A 19,249-nucleotide genomic window follows, 5' to 3' on the forward strand; every position below is an offset into this window, starting at 1 on the left:
AAATAAAACCTGTAATCTCAGATATAACTAATGACAATTGTCATTCCGGCATGCCAGACTGACTCTCCGGTAACCGACGTATTAAAATGAAGATTAAGAGGGGTACCCGAAGATATTCCCAGCGCATAGCCTCCGGCATAAAACCAGCCTTCTCCCACCAGGTCCTGGTAACCACTCTCATCAGCAATCACTGGTGAATCAGGAACACCCGGCACACTGTATTTCAACTGTCCCCAGATGCTTTCTGCTGACACTTCACCATTCGTCATCCGGGAAATAAAACTCAGCCCGTCAGCGGTGTGCCACATGTTCGTGCCCGGTACACCACCATTAAATACATAAGCATCGGTGCTGTTATTCCCCTGTACCTGAGTGATTCTGGCGCCGAAACCGTCTTCTTCCGCCCACGCCAGAGCCCCGAAAGCCTGAACCTCAGCAGCCAACGTGCCTGTTGCCGAAGAATCTCCGGTAACTTTCAGTGGCAGCACAAGCAATCCTCGCCCCGGCGAATCACTAAACCACTGAATATGTATTTCTGCCCCGTCACTTCCTGCCAGCTGAATGACAGGAACAATATGGGTACCAGATGTCAGACTGCCCTCAAAAGCCCGTTCTGATTTTCCTGCAAGCAACAGAAGATCATGAGGTGCACTGACAGCCAGGTGGGTTCCATTACTGGTCAGATCGCTAATGCTGTTACTGAACCCGGAATATCCCCCCGTCTTCCACATCCAGGGTGGAAGTGAAGCATCATAAGGTGTAAGGGTCCCCCTCAGCTCCACTGTCCCCTGAAAATTCTCTCCGGACTGCCATCCGGCAGCAAAAACTTTTCCGAAAAGTAACAAAGAAAAAATAAAATAGGTAAGTAATATATTAGTCACAGTATTTTTGCGCAAAACTCCCTCCCGTCATATCTAGCATTAATATTATGTGTGGTGGGGTAAACTCTGGAGGTCAAATCAACTAGATATTAATGAATTAAAAAACCATTAAGAAAGAAGGCACAAAATCACTTCAAAAGATATAATGTCCCCAAGTTTGTTTATTATTTTTCATCCAGAGTTTTCAATGATGTCCAGTTAATGCCCGACTCTTATTTTTCGAAAATTTTCCAGTATCAGAGGTGTTCACTGATAAATGCGTTCAACCTCACGGGTATCCCGAAATAATAGCCCTGAAGATAATCCAAACCCAAAGCACACAGACAGTTTGCCTGCGCCAGTGTCTCCACACCTTCCGCTACTGTAGTGGCCCCCAGTCTTTCTGCCAGATCAGTCACACACTCAACAATATCCCGGGATGTTTTCTCCCACAAAAGATCTTGTATAAAGCTTTTGTCCATCTTTATATAACTGACCGGAAAATACTTCAGATATGACAGCACCGAACATCCAGCGCCAAAATCATCCAGCGCAACTTCCACGCCGGCATCACTCAGTTTGTTCACCACCTGCGCTGTTTTATCTGTTATATAAAAGGGTTGCTGCTCTGTCAGCTCCAGCACCAGGCGTATACCGCGTTCACCAGCCAGTGACAAACACATCTGTGAAAAATCACTGTCTTCCAGTAGCAGCGGGGTTACATTCACGGCCAGCCGGAACCCCTGCGGCAGCATTGTTTTTATGCCAGCAAGCGCTGTCACAGCCTGGTGCAGTATCTTTTGTGTTATGAGTGATAACAGGCCAGCAGATTCAGCCTGCTCAATGAAACACGCAGGCGGGATAATCTCTCCCACCGACGTGTGCCAGCGTACCAGTAATTCACCGCCCGACACCTGCAGGTCTGATGCACGAACCACCGGCTGAATATACGGCTCAAATTCCCCGTTACTGAGGGCCCGCAGAAGTCTGTCTGCTGTCACTGCATCACCTTGCATTTTGTGCGCTCTCCATTCTGTTGAGATCCCTGTGCAGCCACACCATCATCAACAACCTGAAGTCAGAAAAAATCGTGCCAGCAACATACCAGGTTTCAGATGATGGATATTATTCAGCATACTCTCCATTCCTCACTGATACTCAATACTTACCGGCAATGACACCCGCCAGCGTTCCGGCAGCGTTCCGTTCAGACGTAATTCACCGCTGCCTGCCACGATCTGTGCGCCATACGCACCTTCAACCTGACGCAGGGCTGCATCACTGAAATGACTCACCCCCGCTGTCGCTGTCACAGACATTATCTGTAGCCAGGACGGACCTTCACCACGGAACATTCTCTGTAGGACACCCGGGATGTCACCCGCCTTCATGGCACGGCTTTCACCGGGCAGACCATTCGCATTCAGATCGTCATAAACGCCAGCATACACCGGCTGTCCGTTCTGAACATGACGCAACACCCCGGCGGCCTGCATCCTGAAAACCAATGTGCCCGCGCGGGTATTATTTTCTCCGGTCACGGGCAGCGTCACTTCCGCTGTGCCGGGTTCTGTCCATACAAGCGAAAAATCCCCGGCCCCCTTTCCGTAACTCACCCGCGGCGACAGCCCTTCGCGACCGGCAGGGGTAGTCAGTGTGGTTTTTCCCAGCACAACGGTCAGTGGCGGCAGAGAAACCGGTATACCCTGCTCTCCGCCACGCACGTCAGGGCGCAGTTTAACGTCCAGGCTTTCATTTCCCTCCCCGACCTTCCACACCCATGGGTTTCGGGTACTGGTCACAGCCCCTTCCAGCTTAAGCTCCCCGCTGAAATCCTCTCCCGGAGTGTTCCAGGCCAGCACACAGGAGGGCAGAAGACTGGCAGTTAAGAGAAACAGTGTCATCTTTTTCATTACTCTTTTCCCCTTTGATTCAGGCGACCATCACTGTACCGTGACGGTCACATTCAGCCCTGCCTGCCACACTGCCGGAGTACCTTCTGCCGGCAGCCGCAGTTCAAAATCTGACACGATTGAGGCATATGACGCGGCCAGATTCATCACGTTACCATCAGCCAGTACTCCCTGACTGATAACCTGACCGTTATCAACCGCACTCATGCCATTCCCGAAATTCTGGTTCATCAGCAATAATGAAGATAAGCGGCTTTTCAGCCCCTGTGGCAGACTTCCCGACTGCACCTCCGTCACACTCTGACCGCTGACCAGTGACATGCCGGCCGGAACGGATGCACCGTCTTCCTGTCTGCCGGCACTCACCGCCATCCCCTGGTTCAGAGTGAAAAAAAGCTGCCCCGCCACGTTACCGCTCTCCGGATCACGTACCGGGACAGAGGCGCGAAAATGTTGTGCTGTAGCGCTATTACCCTCTGTTACGGTAAAAGGCTGTCCATTGCTGCTGAAAGTAATAAATGGTGTAAACCCAGGGCCACCGCGCTCTGCCACCTCATGCAGATGGCCTTCCAGGAACGGCAGCGCACCTTTATCACGCAAATCAAAAACCAGCTGCCCGTTCTCCGAGCGTGCATCTGCCGTATCCACCGCCCAGCTCTGGTCAGGTGTACTGATCTGCCAAGTCCATTTGGGGGCGTCGTCAGTGACAAAGCCGTTAAACTGAATTTCGCCACCGTCAAGCATGTCTGCACGGGGTACTGCTGAATAAAACAAGGCCGCAGTCAGCAGGGCGGAAAATAGGAATTTATAATGATGTATTATTTTCATCGTTATTCACTCTGTTTTATTCGCACATATAAATATAACGCAGGGAAAAAATGAGCCAGAGTTGTAATTCAGGTTTAATGCAATATCGGATGTAAATAAAATCGGCATGCATAAGCATTTCGACAAGGAATAATACTCTTGCCGACATGCCGGTTCTGTTTATTCAGGCCACCTAATAACGACGGCGGCCTGATTTATTTTATCAGGCACTGAGTTCTGTACACTTATGCCTGACGAACGACTGAATTACTGGTAGTGAACAGTAACCGGCAGAGAAGCTTTCCAGGCAATCGCAGCATCACCTGTAGCCGGGGCATCAAGATTAATTTTGGCTTTAGCGCCAGCCTGAATACCAGAAGCATAATATGCACTATAGGTCAATGAAGGGTCTTCGGTAGAAAGCCCCCGAACCGCTCCCCAGTAGGTAACGCCTTGAGTTTGATAGTGCATCGCAGCCTCCTCAAATACAGTGGCTGCCATTCCCCAAGCGGACGTTGGTACCCCCGATTCATTTGTTGGTAAACCACCATAAAAGGTGTTGCCCGCGGTCGGAGCTATAAGACGCCATTGGTCTTGAGGAACCCCATTTTTGGCTACTGAGCCGGCTGACCCAACTGCGAATGGAACTGACAGTGTGCCAATTTTCTGGTCGTTGTTATCCTTAACCTCCAGAGTCAAGGTGGAGAGACCGCCGCTAAATCCATTAAGGTTAACGGTGCCTCGGAAGTCAATTTGTGGGCTAATACCCGGCTTCCCGCTAAATGCCTTTGCTTCCTGAGTACGAATACCCAGTACAGGAATAGCTTCTTTTACAAGAAGGTCAATAGAGGACTGTCCCTTCTGGACAAGGGCATCAAGATTTGTTACTGCCTGACCAATCTTAACTTCCCACGGAGTGACTTTTTCAACCGGCGTCAGCGTACCGCTCAGGTCAACAGAACCACCGGTACCGTTCTGGGTCCATGCCATTACAGAGCCGGATACCGCAGCAGATGCAGCTACTGCCATTGCAATCAGAGTCTTTTTCATAAAATAACCTCTATATTTCATAAATAGCAAACTGAAAGTGGTAATCCTTATTTCCCGGAATTACCGCAAAACCATCCCCTGCAGCCATATTTATTTCGCCGCACTACATTCTCTGTTTTTATTCACAGAGCGTTCTGTTTTAAGAATGGTTTTACGTTATTCCCGTAAAAACGGTAAGTCCCTTTACCAATCTGACCCATTCCGGAGTCACGGTGGTATTGCATCGATATCTGTTGTCTGAGATGAATACTCAGTCCTCCACCTGCAGGGCTATCTGCAGATTTCCCCGGTAGCTGGCCGGTATTTCCAGCTCCGCCGGCGCATCCGTCCGTAACTCAACCAGCCTGTACGCCTCCGGCACCGCAATCACCACGTCCTCACCCTGCTGTCTGGCACTGACCGCCACTTTCTTTCCGTCAACTATCAGCGCTGTCTTCAGGGTGATGCGTGCTTCCTGGTTATCCTGCAGTCCCTGCTTCACCGTGATATATGCCATGTTTCCGGATGCCGGACGCACATCGGCGTTACGGATGGTCAGGCGTTCCGGTAATGTGCCTTCCCCGCTCCGGTACAGCACCGGATCTGTCGGTGTGCGGGTCACCTTCACCACACTGTTACCCACCACCTGGCCGTTCACTACCCCAAGGTACTGCGTCTTCTCTCTGTATTCAGCTGCCTGCACTGACTGAAAACTGAGGGTGGTGAGCACCAGAGCAGCTGCCATCATTTTGATCTTCATTTATTATCCTTCCGTTCAGAAGGCGTTGCCGGTTTTTTCTGGTTAATGGTCCATGTCTGCAGCTCACCGTAATCGTTCAGCGAGTCAACCTTCACCACATTCCCCTTCACCTGCACCTCATCCCCCGGCATGAACATCAGTAGTTTCTGTGCTGTCTCATTGTCCGTAGCGATTTTCTTCCCGTTTGCATCCAGCAGACTGCCAATCGCAAAAATATACGGCGTGGTGTTCACCAGCGCGGTTCTGCCGTCCGGCCGGCTCTGCAGACTGAGGCCTTCCTCTGCGCCCCTACGGCCTTCGATCAGTGCTTTCGGGCGGTAGAACAACTTCAGCTTTGTGCGCAGTGCCACGGCGATACCACTCCCTTCCAGGGCCGGCGGAATATCCTGCAGGTTCAGCCAGTACACCGACTCCCTGTCCTTCGGCAGATGGTCTGAGGCCATGATGATACGCAGCGACTGCTGACCGTTCGGCTTCACCTTAAAGAAGGAGGGCGTCACCACAAACGTCGGGCGGGTGTCCTTCTCCACGATGTTGTCCACCCATGCCTGACCACCAAAGGTGCGCTCCTTGTCATTGTTGGTAACCGTGATGGTCAGTGCATCCTTGTCCCCGCGGAAGATATAGCGGGTCTGGTCTGCAGCCAGAGAGGCCATCGCACTCTGGCTGCCCATCATCAGAGCCAGGGTCATTCCCAGTGCTTTTGTCACCCGGCTGGTGAAAAACGTCGTTACTGCGTTACGCTTAGTCACACGAAACCTCCTGTAGTTTCTCTGTTTCCTGCAGTTTCGCTGCAGGTATCCGACACTGACCCAGAGTGATGTCACCTGGCGTGTCCACCGTATTAATCATCAGCACACCATTGTTGGCCACAAAGCCCAGCGGTGTGTTCTTACTGTCACGTGCCCAGGTTCCCCCTGGCACAAACTCACCGTTACGCTGCTTCACCTGCAGCAGATAGCGTTTAACTTTCAGGGCATCAAACGGCATCCACACCACCGCCTTGTCTGCTGGCACCACTTTCTGACTGGTAGTAACCAGTTCCGTATCCAGCGGCAGCGCTCCCGCCTCAATCGTCACCGTGTTCCAGTCATAACTGTTCAGTGGCACCACCAGATTGCCGTCACTGTTGGTCTGCCCGTCAACGGACGTCACCTTCACGCCCGGCGTATCCTTCACATTCACCACGGCCACCGTGTCGCCGGTCGTGCGGCTGAACATGACGTCTTTTGCGGCAGGCACCGCCAGCACAGAACCGCTGGCAGAAACAGAACCACTGGTTCCGCCGGCCTGCGAGTGGTTCAGTGTGCCGTTCAGATAAGCCCGATCACCGCTGTATGACGCATTCAGATAACTGCTGGCACCGCCAGCGCTGTCACGACCACCACCGAAGCCATAGCTGAAGCGATCATTCAGGGAGCCTGACAACCCGGTACTGAAGCCTGTACCGCCATCCTTACCTGTGCTCACCGACGTACTGCTGCTGTACCGACGGTCAAACAGCGTGAACGGCACTGACACTGATGCGGACGCCGACCAGTTGTTCTCTCCCTGAGAGTTTCGGGAGCCGGACAAGCCCAGGTTCAGGTTAACACCCTTAACCTGGGTGCTCAGGGTGCCGGTAATCCCCGTATCCTTACCGTTGTCATCACGGTACCAGTAACTGCCTGTGGTCGATGCCGGGTAGTAACTCCTCTGCCAGGCGGAAGCCGACAGACTGAACAGTCCCCCCACCGGCTGGCTGATACCGGCACTCCATTCATCCTTTATCCGCCGTCCGTGGTTTTCCCGTCCCCACAGCTCCGTAGGGTCAAAGGAGGACATGTCTTCATATTCCGCACTCTGCCGTGACCAGCTCATCCGTAGTCCAGTGTTTGTGAGTGGCAACTGTTTACTCCAGGAACCCTTTACCTTATTCCCGCTGCGGCTGCCGTCACGGTATTTCGCCGTGGCATATGCCCCGTCCGCTGATACCGCCCCCAGATAACCAAGGTCCAGTACTGCCCCGGCGCTGACCCCCTGCCAGTCCTGGTTAAACACCCCCCCGGTGCGCAGCGTCAGACCGTCCAGACCGTAACCGTATGACGCGGCAAAAACGCTCCCCTTCAGATCACTGTCCTCATCCGGCATGCCCGCCGCGACGCTGAACTCGTGCTGGCCCGGACTTAACTGTCCGGCCATGACTGACAGCGGGAAATTCTGCACATGTTCGTGTCCGTCTTCTCCGGTAACGGTCATCATCACATCCCCACTGGTGTACAGTGGCACATCTGTGATGGAAAATGGTCCGGCCGGCACCATCTCTGAATGTAGCTGTCGTCCGTTCTGCGACAGGGTCACTCTCGATGGCCCGTTTGCAATCCCGCTGAACACCGGGGTGTACCCCAGATTGCCCGGCTTCATACTGTTGTTCCGGCTCAGCGACATCCCGTACGTTCCTGTACTGCCCAGCAGGCTGTCCCCGGTGGAGGTCTTCCCGACCGCCAGATCCGCACTCAGTCCCTGGATAGCCCGGGTGGCCGTGAACATATTTATCGTGGCTGAGTTATCCCCGGTGTCGCCGCTGCTGGCCGTGGCTGCTGAACTCACCACCCAGCGTCCCACGTTGGCTTTCAGGTCTGCAGCTCCAAAGGCCGATGTGTAGTTCTGTCCGGTATAGGCATTCGCGTTATAGTTCACGCGAAATGCACTGGTTCCGTAATCCCACTCCACGTTCTCCGGCATTTTCACCAGACCTTTCTGGGGGATGGACAGCGCCAGGCTCTGCGTGGACACATCAAAATCCACGGTCACTGAGGGCGCTTTCGTCAGCACATAGCACTTTCGTGCGGCGTCATACCCCTCACGGAAGTAATCTGCACTGACATAAATTCCGGCTTTTGTGAGCCACTCCTCTGACAGACACAGCGCCTCACTGTCCTGAGGCGACACGTCCAGTATCTGTTTCCCTGCCTCCTTTCCGTTCAGGGACAGGTCAACCAGATAACGCCCCGGCGCATAACTTCCATTCAGTGCAGCCCAGGCTTCCGGATTAACACCGGCTCCCCCCTGAATAAAGGACATATCCAGCTTTTCAGCCGCGACGCCTGTGGCACTCGCAAATGCAGCTGAAACGGCAAGTGCGAGGGACGCCCGACGAAAAAACATAGACGCAGCGGGTTTTGTGACTGTTTTTTTTTCTGTACGCACAATCATTCACTCCGTTACTGATACGTCACCACAAAGGTCAGTGCGCCTGTGTATTCTCCCGCCTTCACATTCGCCGGAAAGACCGGCTGCGCGCGAAAACGGAACGCCCCCCTGGCAGCAAAGTCCACCGGATAGCTCACCAAATGGTTGTTCTGAGTCAGACGGCCACGATAATCAGCCTGTGGATCCACTGCCCGCACATCCACATGAATGCCATCACCGGCACCACGGGTGACCACGCCAACGGAATCCAGCTGCCCCGGGTTACCAAAGTCCAGAGTGGCTACCTGCCCTGCAAGAAATGCAGAACAGCCCTGAACAGTGGCGCCTGGCTCATACAGTCGCACCGTGAAGTCACGCGGCGGCACAGGTGTGGCAGTGGATTTACGGTAAGTGCCGAATGTCAGCCGCCCACTGTTGCCATAACTGTCAGCATCCACCACCACATGGCATGCGGATGCCACCACGTCTGCACTGAATACGGTTTTCTGAACAGAAGCGTAAGAAACCCCACACCCCAGCAGAAACAGAATTGCAAATGAATATATTCTTTTCATTTTAAGTTCAGTCTGGTTTGTTTAATAAACTGGTTGTCTGCAATAATAAGAAGCCAGTTGCGAAACAAGAAGATTCGTACGAAACAACCTACCTAACGCCACACTGAAATAACTAATATTAGCGCCATACTTCTCACAAGCTTCTTTCCTTGGCTTACCAAGGACCAGGTGCTCACGTAGCGCCTGAACAATTTTTTCACTGTGAATGGATGAGAGCTCAACTAATAACTCGAATTGTTCCTCAGCAACGCCACCTGCAATAAGCGCACAACTTCGAACCTTCAAATATGTAGACGTACTTAAGGAAGAGTTATCAGTGAGAGAATGCTCTGTCATTGTGCATGCCCCCTTGTTATCGTTATTACGAGTAAAAGAAAAAATGCCAAAACAAATCATGGCGCGCATTCTATTCAAAATTCATTGCCATTCAAGACTAATTTCACCCCTCAACAACAAAAAAAGAAACAAACAAAAGCAAAAAAAACCAAAAAACACAAATAACTTAAAACAAAACACCATTAAAACAAAAAATATAAAAATAAAAACCCAGCAAAGTGTTGTTTCTAAGTTTTTTGATTTGTTTTTAATTTTTTCAAATGTTTTGTTTGGATTTATTTTTGTTTGTTTTTATTTGTTTGGATTTTATATAAACAAATATAAAAATCAATTAGTTGCATCTAACTCTCTTTTTCTGAAAAATAAAATAAAATTCAGAGTTAAAATTAATGATATTACATAACCCAAGCTGTGTGAGCACCGTCATTAATCACATCACCTTTCGACTCCGGGATGAAGCTCAGAGGTATATAACCGCTGCTAACATACACAATGGCGAAAGCTGCGATGATATTATTCTTTAATGTTAAAAACACAAGGTAAATTGTTACCTGAATGTAAATAAGAGGCATTCTGCTCACTCCAGACAAAAACCCGAAAACATAGATAAAAGTAGTTATCATTATTTTTTATTTCTACTTGTGCAATGTCCAGAAGACTATTAAGTACGAACCTCAGTTTTCCATCAGCCATATCAGTTACACAGACAGAGTTTAAGATATATCGAAAGGAAACATCCTTGACTGAGTCATTCGGTGAGGCAAAGTCAGAAAAATATTACACTTAATAGTGTTCCACTCTGAAGATACTGTGGTAGGCATCTGTTTCGAAGTTAATGGTTATCCAGTCGTGATTTATTTTTCACCTCCGGAAAATTGTGTTCAGCTTCACTTAAGGCAATAAGCTGAACTGCTCTTTGCGTTAATCACAGGCGGGTTTACTACGTCTAAGGTGTCGTAAGGGGCTGGCAGCTGAGTAGCTTCTGCTTCAGCCGGAAATCGGATCTGCTCGGCGGGGGAAAAAAAGATATAATTTTTCACTTTATCGAACATCATCAGACGGAGCCTACAGGATGGGTGGAAAACAGAGCCTTTGCCTCAGCTATGACATCCTGACCCACGAGTGTGAGACCACAATCCGGGAACATCTGGCCAGAACGGAGATCCTCGACGGCATAGGCCTCGCACTCGAGCAGGCAAAGGCATATGCCGTATTGTCATTCTGGTACAGGCTGGCCATCGCCTCAAAGGCGAAACGGGAGATCATCGACGCGGATAGGGAGCGTCTGATGCTGATTGCAGCAGGAAACCAGACCATGAGGCTGCATTAATGACCGACATGAAAACGATGCGCCGACCATCACCGTTGCAGCGGCGGGTGCTGATTATGCTGGCAGGTATTGAGCACAATCAGTACCCGGGGCCTGGAACATCTGCTGGAGCAGGGCGGGGACGCCCCTGTGTACGGGCTGCCCCTCCGCGCCTCCTGCCGGCGCATGGAAACCGCGGGCTCGCTGCGCGCCCCGAACATGCAGCTGGCCGTGTGCTAGCCGCCCCACTTCTTGCAAACGAACAGGCGCGCGTCCTGGCGGAGTTACTGAGGAGTCAACGATGGCTTTAGAGTTTGAACAGTTAAGAATGCATACAACCGTACACAGAATAAGACCGTTACCTTCCGGAGAAGAATACGAAGCAAAAGTGACCAATGTTAATGACCATGACGAGAATGAAATCCCTCTGCCAAAGGACCATTCTGTCTGGGGCTTAGCCTGGGGAAAATCATATAAGGAAGCAGAGGAAAAGGCTGTGAATAGAGCCATTAATCTGCTCAAAAGTCTGGGGGTTGAAGTCGGGGAAATTCAAAAATCGACGATTACTCATTTTTTAAGTAAGCGCCAGAACGTATAGTAATTCGTCACGCTTTCAGATGGCACTATATACCAGCCTTAAAGCAAGCAGGCGCAAGTTGGCAGAAACAGAAGCAAAAAGTCCAGCCTCTGAACACGCATATTGCCAACATCCGAAACAACTACCTTCAGAAAGTCATCAGTTAATTTTTCTGTGTCGGTGACACACACCACCATCTTGTCTGGCCAGTTCAAGCGCCACCAGTGCACGCCATGCAAGATGGCCCAATTCTTCTGACTGCGCCATGCTGACTTATTCCCTTGATCGCTTCAGCGGCGGAACAGGGCGATACGGGTTTTCCCTAATCAGGCGAAGCAAAAGGACACAACATGCCAGCAAAACAGTTACAACGGATTACGATTACTCTTGCTGTCGGGCTGATGATCACGGCTGCAGGAGCATTACTGACGTGGTATCAGGTCTCGGAAACGGACCTGAACAGGGCGGCCTCAGTAGCCCGGGATGTTGTCTCGTCCACCGAACGCATGCTCGACGAAACCCGGAGCGCTGTCGATCGGGTCAGCCCTTTGCTCACTAAGCCCTGCACGCAGAAAGTCAGCGCCGGACTACGCCGTCTGACTACCGGAACTGAACACATCCGCGAGATGAATTTCTTCCACCATGATCTTCTGGCGTGCTCTTCCTTCGGGGGAGCAGTTCCTGTACGGGAATTCATATCTGTCGGTGAGGGCCGGATGCTTTTCCTGGCGACAGACGACTCAGTTTCCCCCGTAGCTCCGGTAATTATTCTGCGCAGGTATTACGGTGACTGGAGCATTACGGCCAGCGTGGCCACGCGCTGGACAGCGGATGCACTGAAGCAGCCCGATAACCACAGACCACTCGCGCTGCGCACAGCTGACATGGTGCTTACCGCCGGAAACCACCTGGTGAAAGAGCCTCTGACGAGGTACACGCATGCCGTTCACTCGGGGCTGTACCCCTTTTCTGTGGAATTCTCAGGAGACCGGCGTATTCCTCTGGCCCTTTTTCTGCGGGATGGTGCGCTTTCATTGCTGCTGTCTGTTTTCCTGGGAGCCACTGTGGCCACAGCACTATGGCATGCACTCCTTCGCCGCAGCACGGAGCTCGGGCTGGCCGTTCGTAACGGGGAAATAGTGCCGTGGTACCAGCCGATAGTGGATGCCGGGACCGGAGAGATTGTCGGCGTTGAAATACTGGCCCGCTGGGAAAAACCGGATGGCACTGTGCTGTCCCCGGCCAGCTTTATCGCGGAGGCCGAAAGCTCAGAACTGATAATCGCGCTGACGCGGCGTCTGACTGAGCGGGCCGCATGTGAGCTGCCTTCCCTGTTACAGAGCCAGCCATGCTGGCATGTCGGATTCAACGTCACGCAGGCACATCTTCAGAAAGACAGCTTTATAACCGAGTGCCTCTCGTTTACCTCAGCCTTTCCGCCGGGCAGCATCAGCCTCACTCTGGAGCTAACGGAGCGCGAACCTTTTGGCAACAGTGAAGCTATCCGGAACAGACTGGAACAACTTCATGCCTCGGGGATGGCCATCGCTCTTGATGATTTTGGTACCGGCTACTCCAACATGGAGTATCTCAGTAGGTTACCGGTGGATATCATCAAACTGGACCGGGTTTTCGTGAGCAGAATCGGTCAGGGAGCGGCTGCAGAGCAGCTGCTGTTAAGCCTTATCGATCTGGCTTACGTGCTGAATCTGAAAATAGTGGCTGAGGGAGTCGAAACTGAAGCGCAGGCAAACTGGCTGAGAGAACGGGGCGTTTACTGGCAACAGGGTTTTTATTACTCGCCTCCGGTTCCATTACGCGAGTTCAGGCAACAGATATCGTAAGCTGACTCACTTATTTTGGAAAAACTCCCGCTTTCAGGGGGCGGTAATTCTGACGCGAAGCGGAATGGGGGAGCCAATCCCCCCTTCATTCTGATAAGCCATAATCCGCTTAACGCAATGAAGAACTTTTTGTGCACCGTCGGAGTGGCCACGACAACAGTATGTTGGCATATCGTAAACGAAATCGAGCGAACAGGTCATTGTGCCACTTTTCGAAGCTGTTGAGGCGGCATATTTTTAAATGTTTCCAGTCCATTCAAAAAGTAGTCGTTATCATTGCCAGTAGGCATAATCAATAGGGGCGCCAGGCCACTGGCCTCTTGACTATCAGCCCCTTGGGTTTTAGATATCAATCTTCCGTACTCAGCATCTTCTTGAGGTTCTATGCCGGATCTCCTTGTTACACCGCCTCATATAGCTGGTAAGCATAAATTCTCATTCATGGCCCGGTAAACGTATGCGTCAGGACATGCTAAAAAATCGGTAAATCCACAACACCGATTTTTCGGCGTTTTTTCAATCTGTTGGGGATTTAAATTCCTATCGATGAACAATGTATTAGCCAAATTTTGGCAACAAACTGAAAACATTACCAAACCAGCACATGCTCACTGTTATCCCAAAAAGAATCACAACTGCCGGAATAAAATTGCCGCCCCAAACCGTGAACATCTGATTGGGAAACTTTTTGCGGGATTTGATTGCCAGCACAGCAGGAATAATAACTGCCCAGATGGTGGCGCACAGCCCGGCACCACCGATCCCGTAAATGAAGCCATTCGGGAAGATTAGGTACAACAAAGCAGGTGGCAGGAAGGTTAACAGCACTGTTTTGAAACGCCCTGCGTGTGAGTTATCAATCTTAAACAGATCCGCCAGATAATCGAACAACCCCAGCGTTACCCCGAAGAACGAACTGGCAACAGCTAAGTTCGAAAACACCAACAGGCAAAATTCGACAATACCGTGCTGTTTGGTGCCGAGGAACGATTTCACCAGTGAATCAACGTTGCCGCCTGAAGAGATAATGGTCTTAAAGCTTTCTCGCGAAATGTTCCCCATAGTGCAATAAAGCCAGAAGATATAAATCACCAGCGCCAGCAGCGAGCCGCAGACCACGCTTTTGATTAGCTTATCTTTGCGTTTGCCATAGCAAATAATCAGGCTGGGAATATTGCCGTGGAAACCAAATGATGCCAGGCACACTGGCAAAGCCATAAAGATATACGGGAAGTAAGAAGCACCTGCTGTCATGCTGGTAGCATCGCGCAGGATGGAATAATCGACCTGGAAGAAGAAAGAACCAAATACGATGACGAAAGAAATTATCTTTATACCAAGAAACAGTGATGTAATACGGCTGGATGCTAAAGAACTTATCCAGAGTATACTGGCGACAAAGACTGTTGTGATTAATCCCACAATACGGGGGTTAATATTATTGCCAGTGTTTATATTAATTGTTTCACTAATGATCGCTCCATTAGCAGAAATATAGGCATAAGTAAGGATATAGAGAACAAAAGCAACGGTAAAACCACTGATAATGTTCCAGGTGTTACCGATTAAATCTTTGGTGATGGTGTTAAAACTGGACCCGACGGGATAATTTAAGTTTGCTTCCAATAACAACAACCCAGAATGAAGCATGGAAAACCAGGCAATTATAAGGATAAATGTACCCCAGAAAAACCAGGCACCGGCAAGATCAACAGGTAAAGCAAACATTCCTCCGCCAATTACTGTACCAGCGATGACCATAGCCCCCCAGAATGCGGAGTGTTTTTTTTCTGAATGAATATTCATGGCAATACCTTTTTTGCAGACAGGTTACTTATTTTGGACCGCCAGCGCAAACAGAGTGACTATTTATATTTTATAGTCACTCTGCTGTATGATTATATAAAATCAGACTTCCTTCAGTTTTGCGGTGAAGTGACGCAATACTTTTGGTTCGTAGGTAAAGGTTAACCCTTTAATATTCGCCGCGTTCTCTTTCACATGTTTGAAAGCTTCAATAATGAAGTCCATATGTGTTTGGGTATATGTTGCGCGCGGAATGGTTAAACGCAGCAGTTCAGCCGGGCACGGCAACTGTTTACCTGTTTTCGGATCGCGGCCTAACAGGAAAGAACCTATTTCTACCGCACGGATGCCGGCGACTTTATACAGCTCGCACGCCAGCGCCTGTGCCGGGAACTGGTCTGCCGGGATATGTGGCAACAGTTTACCGGCATCAACGAATGCCGCGTGACCGCCCGCCTGCTGGCAGATAACGCCAATATCTTCCAGACCATCAACCAGATACTGCACCTGCGCGATACGATAAGCCAGCCAGTCCAGATTCATGCCGTCATACAGACCTACCGCCAGGCGCTCCATCGCGCCGCCCTCCAGGCCGCCATACGTCGGGAAGCCTTCCTGTACCACGCAAAGGGTTCGGCATTCGGTGTACACATCAAAGAAGCTGTCGTCTTTCACGCACAGCAGACCCCCCATTGGCACCATTGCATCTTTCTTGGCGGACATCGCCAGCATATCGGCATATTTGTAGGTTTCACGGGTGATCTGCTCGATAGTCCAGTCTTTATATTCTGCTTCACGTTGCTTGATGAAATAGGCGTTTTCGGCAAAACGTGCGGAGTCCATGACCACAGGAATATCGTATTTCTTCGCGATGCGGTACATCGCTTTTAAGTTTGCCAGTGAAACCGGCTGACCACCTGCAGAGTTACTGGTGATGGTTGCAACGATATACGGCACGTTATTCGGGCCAACTTCTTCAATACCGCGTTCTAATCCCTCGAGGTCAAAGTTACCTTTAAAGTCGTAACGCATGCCCGTATCGAAAGCTTCTTTGATATAAACGTTACTCACGGTACAGCCGTTAATCTGGCTATGGCCCTGCGTAGTATCAAAGAAATAGTTTGAGAACGCCACCATTTTGCTGCGATCCAGGCCTTTTTCCAGCTCACGTTTTTTAATCAGTACCGGAATATAAATTTGCTCTGCGCCACGTCCTTGGTGAGTCGGAATAGTATATTGATAACCAAAGATATTTTTTACTGACTCGGCTAACGCATAGTAGCTGCGGCTGCCGCTGTAGGCTTCGTCGCCGCGCATCATCGCGGCCTGCATACTCTGTGTCACCGCCCCGGTGCCACTGTCGGTCAGTAAATCGATAAACACATCTTCGCTATCCAGCAGGAAGGGGTTCATACCGGATTTAATAATTGCCTCTTCACGATAAGCGCGAGTAGTACGTTTTACAGGCTCAATAACCCGAATACGGAATGGTTCAGGGAGATGTTTAAATTTTTCCATTACATAATCCTTCACTTTATACTGTGTGCCCGGTAAATATACTATTTACCACGAGAAGGCAACCGTACATATTTACTCGATAATAGATATTTAAATATAACTGTTGCCTGCACATAATCATCAAAGATATGACTTTACAAACAACTAAATAAGATTGGTAATCAACCTGAGGCTGATTATTTTTCAGGAATGGATTTCAAGGATGGTGTTCAACAATTTGATTGTCTAGATTAAACCATTTAGAGGCTTTATTACTATATTTATAATACATATGTAATATGTCCATGGTGTACTTTCCTTTCTAATGCTTATTCTAAAATATTAATATAAGTCTCTTAGTCAATTATAAGATTGACAAAGTGTGAATAAAATCACAATTAATTATTTTGAGATAATTTGATGTCACCGGAAACCGTCTGATCAAGGCATATCCGCTCGCGCATGAGTTTCGGACCCACATCAGGGAAAAAAACTTTTTGTAATCGTTGTATCGCCTGTCTCCGGTGCGGGAATCACCATGCCCGGTTTCGGTCAGCAGCTCATCGCCACCGCCGACTGAAACTTTCAGTGTTGTTAAGGAGGGTTTTCAGGGCAGAAAATGCCTGGCTGGTTTCTTCAATCTTGCCGGTCACTTCCTGTTTGAAGGTGGCGAACGCGGTTTACAAGTTCACCCGCATCACGTGATGGGGTTCTACGCCGGAACCGCCGAAATTTCCGCTATCCCAGTTTTAAACCGGCTACCAATTTATCTAGGCCAATGAGTTCATTACCGTTTTGGAAGGTATAATGCCCATTCAACAAAATGTGTTGCCAGGCTACTGGTGATATCATGGTCAGAGCCTCAATGGCCTTTTCATTACCTTCTGTTTCCAGTCGCCTCAGCAAACGTGACAGGATCGCCGAGTTGTAATAAACGATCGCGTTGGAGATCAGGCGACCGCACTGATTACTGATCTCCGTTTCTATATCGTTTTTTCCGGTTAACTCTTTCTTTCCACCAACTTTGGCCACTGCTGCACGTAACTGGTGATAAGACTCAATCCGGTTCTGGGAACGGCGAATATTGCGTTCCATTTGCGGATCGCGCAGATACTTCAGCGTATAAATGCTGCGAATCAGACGGTCATATTCAAATACTGCCTGCCTTGTCGGATTGGTTGCTGTATATGTACATAACTTACGGATCAGCGTTCCCTGTGTCATTTCCTTCAGACCCAGCGTGGCAACGATGCGATCGAGATTGCTTTTCTCCCGGGATATAAGTTCCAGGTCAATCCGACCGGCTGGCTGAATCAGGCATTTTTTATAGACCGACGGTTCCCTGATGCTGTACAGATCCTGTAACTGCCGGTTCAGGTCAGTAAAATGAGGCTCAAAACGAAGGCCAAACCAGTGCAATATCGCAAAATTTGCCTTGTTAACACTGTGCATATCTCCGATGATGGCTACCGGCTTCACTACAGAGGTATTGCGGTACCAGATATCAAAAACATGATGTCCTTCGTAATCATTCGTGCCAATCAGGTATCCGTTGATCGGGATATGGTTACACAGCAGAGTGTAGGCCACTAGGCCTTTACCGCGGCCAAAGTATTTACGTGAGTGTCGGGCTTTCACTGTTGGTCGTTCAACACCAAATTTCTGCCCATCCACAGCGCCATAAAGAGTATCCGGCTCAAACGAATAGAGCGGAAAAACGGGCAGTTTCTCTATGGCATCAGTGATGCAGTCATTAGCTGCGAGCAGTGATGCCTGACGAAGGTACTGTTCGTACGTACTTTCCAGCACATGGTATGGAATATCGCTGGTTCGCGCCATGACATGGTTGCCATGATTCATGGCCTGAGCAACGATGACAGCCGTCAGACTGTCTGTATCTGCATCTTTTTTGGCATAACGGGGTTGTAATGGTTTCATGACGGAGAGGAACCGGCACTGTTCGTTAACAAAACGGAAAACGTCTGTAACATCACAGAACGGCAGTTGCCCGTAAAAACGCCGGTTCTATTCTTTATAACGACTGACTACCGATTTATGCCAGTTCAGCTTCCGCGTTTCTGTGTCGTATTCCAGATGCTTCAGTTTTCCCTGCTTCAGTTCACGGTTAAATGCTTTCCATTGTCGGTGTTGTTCGCCTGACAGTGCCTTTAACTGTGTTTTTATAGACTTTTGCAGAAAGGGGATTTTTATTTCGGCCAGAACCGCAGACTGTTTACCTTCTGCAACCAGTTCATCTGAAAGATGGCGGTGCCGGAGGCTGTCATTAAGGTAAATTTCGCCGGACAAGAAGCGTTTTCTGATTGGTCGGTAGAGCCAGAATTCATAACGCCCGGAATTTAGTCTGACAGTTTCCCCCTCTTCACCTGATTCCAGCAGATACGGGGGCAGTCGTGAGGGAAGTGTTTCCGGTGGACACTCCTCCAGAGGGTGCTGAGAAAGAGTCTGCTTTTTGTTGAACACCACTCTGAGCCAGTTCAGCACTTTAACCCACGGGCTGTCCCGGACCATGCTGGTGAGGTCAAACGACAGATATAATGGCCTCAGGTTACGCCGGATTAATGCTGTCATACCATCCACAACCTGCCATTGCATCGCCAGTTTACCTACGGGGTTCACACTCATGCGCTGTGCGGTACTTTTCAGTGTTTCCCGGGGCATGATTTTCCAGGCCCGCTGACGGACCTCACCAAAGGTAGTGGGATCAGGAACACTGTTATGGGACAAAAAACTTGAGATAGTCCTAA

Annotated in this window: 17 protein-coding genes and 3 pseudogenes; 5 read left to right on the forward strand and 15 right to left on the reverse strand. The window is 49.9% G+C overall.

All coding sequences use genetic code 11. The annotated features are described in order from the left end of the window. Positions 1-17: 17 nt before the first annotated feature. From BJ885_RS21760 to BJ885_RS21805, 10 genes are all read right to left on the reverse strand, one after another. Positions 18-896, reverse strand: coding sequence for a fimbrial (locus BJ885_RS21760; RefSeq protein ID WP_121932768.1), 879 nt, complete (start codon positions 894-896; stop codon positions 18-20). A gap of 221 nt (positions 897-1,117) precedes the next feature. After that, positions 1,118-1,876 (reverse strand): EAL domain-containing protein, encoded by a 759-nt coding sequence (locus tag BJ885_RS21765; RefSeq protein WP_121932769.1) that lies wholly within the window; start codon positions 1,874-1,876, stop codon positions 1,118-1,120. Positions 1,877-2,008: 132 nt separating this feature from the next. After that, positions 2,009-2,773, reverse strand: a complete 765-nt coding sequence (gene faeI / locus BJ885_RS21770; RefSeq protein ID WP_121932770.1) for a F4 (K88) fimbria minor subunit FaeI — start codon at positions 2,771-2,773, stop codon at positions 2,009-2,011. A 30-nt stretch (positions 2,774-2,803) separates the two neighbouring features. Continuing rightward, positions 2,804-3,601: a F4 (K88) fimbria minor subunit FaeH gene (faeH, locus tag BJ885_RS21775; protein ID WP_121932771.1), complete on the reverse strand. Its 798-nt coding sequence runs from the start codon at positions 3,599-3,601 to the stop codon at positions 2,804-2,806. Between the two features lie 246 nt (positions 3,602-3,847). Next, complete coding sequence (locus BJ885_RS21780; protein WP_121932815.1) at positions 3,848-4,630, reverse strand: fimbrial protein; 783 nt, start codon at positions 4,628-4,630, stop codon at positions 3,848-3,850. 250 nt (positions 4,631-4,880) lie between these two features. Continuing rightward, positions 4,881-5,369, reverse strand: a complete 489-nt coding sequence (locus tag BJ885_RS21785) for a DUF5462 family protein (protein WP_121932772.1) — start codon at positions 5,367-5,369, stop codon at positions 4,881-4,883. Further along, complete coding sequence (faeE, locus tag BJ885_RS21790; protein WP_121932773.1) at positions 5,366-6,121, reverse strand: F4 (K88) fimbrial chaperone FaeE; 756 nt, start codon at positions 6,119-6,121, stop codon at positions 5,366-5,368. Before faeE ends, BJ885_RS21785 begins: the two co-directional genes overlap by 4 nt. Continuing rightward, positions 6,114-8,564: a F4 (K88) fimbrial usher FaeD gene (faeD, locus tag BJ885_RS21795; protein WP_404851415.1), complete on the reverse strand. Its 2,451-nt coding sequence runs from the start codon at positions 8,562-8,564 to the stop codon at positions 6,114-6,116. The genes faeE and faeD overlap by 8 nt, the downstream gene beginning before the upstream one ends. A gap of 8 nt (positions 8,565-8,572) precedes the next feature. Continuing rightward, positions 8,573-9,115 carry a fimbrial protein gene (locus BJ885_RS21800; RefSeq protein ID WP_121932774.1) on the reverse strand — a complete coding sequence of 181 codons (543 nt, stop codon included), beginning with the start codon at positions 9,113-9,115 and terminating at the stop codon, positions 8,573-8,575. Positions 9,116-9,136: 21 nt separating this feature from the next. Then, entirely contained in the window at positions 9,137-9,451 is a 315-nt protein-coding gene (locus BJ885_RS21805; protein ID WP_121932775.1) for a PapB/FocB family fimbrial expression transcriptional regulator, read from the reverse strand. A gap of 43 nt (positions 9,452-9,494) precedes the next feature. Between BJ885_RS21805 and BJ885_RS21810 the strand changes: the two genes are divergently transcribed. From BJ885_RS21810 to BJ885_RS21825, 5 genes and pseudogenes are all read left to right on the forward strand, one after another. Then, positions 9,495-9,854 (forward strand): hypothetical protein, encoded by a 360-nt coding sequence (locus tag BJ885_RS21810; RefSeq protein WP_147449230.1) that lies wholly within the window; start codon positions 9,495-9,497, stop codon positions 9,852-9,854. A gap of 669 nt (positions 9,855-10,523) precedes the next feature. After that, positions 10,524-10,781: a hypothetical protein gene (locus BJ885_RS21815; RefSeq protein ID WP_121932777.1), complete on the forward strand. Its 258-nt coding sequence runs from the start codon at positions 10,524-10,526 to the stop codon at positions 10,779-10,781. Beyond that, positions 10,781-10,994: pseudogene (locus tag BJ885_RS23515) on the forward strand (hypothetical protein); the annotation flags it as partial. The gene BJ885_RS21815 and the pseudogene BJ885_RS23515, both read left to right, overlap by 1 nt. 67 nt (positions 10,995-11,061) lie before the next feature. Further along, on the forward strand, positions 11,062-11,358 hold the full coding sequence (locus BJ885_RS21820) for a hypothetical protein (RefSeq protein ID WP_121932778.1): 297 nt from the start codon (positions 11,062-11,064) through the stop codon (positions 11,356-11,358). 329 nt (positions 11,359-11,687) lie between these two features. Next, positions 11,688-13,181: an EAL domain-containing protein gene (locus BJ885_RS21825; RefSeq protein ID WP_121932779.1), complete on the forward strand. Its 1,494-nt coding sequence runs from the start codon at positions 11,688-11,690 to the stop codon at positions 13,179-13,181. Positions 13,182-13,739: 558 nt separating this feature from the next. Here the strand turns inward: BJ885_RS21825 and tnaB are convergent. The 5 genes and pseudogenes from tnaB to BJ885_RS21850 form a co-directional block, all read right to left on the reverse strand. Beyond that, the gene (gene tnaB, locus BJ885_RS21830; RefSeq protein WP_121932780.1) at positions 13,740-14,987 is read right to left on the reverse strand and encodes a low affinity tryptophan permease TnaB; all 1,248 of its coding nucleotides are present in this window, start codon (positions 14,985-14,987) and stop codon (positions 13,740-13,742) included. Between the two features lie 102 nt (positions 14,988-15,089). Further along, a complete protein-coding gene (gene tnaA, locus BJ885_RS21835) occupies positions 15,090-16,505 on the reverse strand; it encodes a tryptophanase (protein WP_121932781.1) in 1,416 nt (471 codons plus the stop codon). Positions 16,506-16,701: 196 nt separating this feature from the next. Continuing rightward, on the reverse strand, positions 16,702-16,791 hold the full coding sequence (locus tag BJ885_RS23605; protein ID WP_121932782.1) for a tryptophanase leader peptide: 90 nt from the start codon (positions 16,789-16,791) through the stop codon (positions 16,702-16,704). A gap of 240 nt (positions 16,792-17,031) precedes the next feature. Then, positions 17,032-17,164: pseudogene (locus tag BJ885_RS23520) on the reverse strand (GPO family capsid scaffolding protein); the annotation flags it as partial. A 58-nt stretch (positions 17,165-17,222) separates the two neighbouring features. After that, positions 17,223-19,220: pseudogene (locus BJ885_RS21850) on the reverse strand (Tn3 family transposase); the annotation flags it as partial. Between the last annotated feature and the right edge of the window lie 29 nt (positions 19,221-19,249).

The sequence above is a fragment of the Enterobacter sp. WP_7_1 genome, assembly GCF_003688535.1.
GTDB classification, from domain to species: Bacteria; Pseudomonadota; Gammaproteobacteria; order Enterobacterales; family Enterobacteriaceae; genus Enterobacter; species Enterobacter asburiae.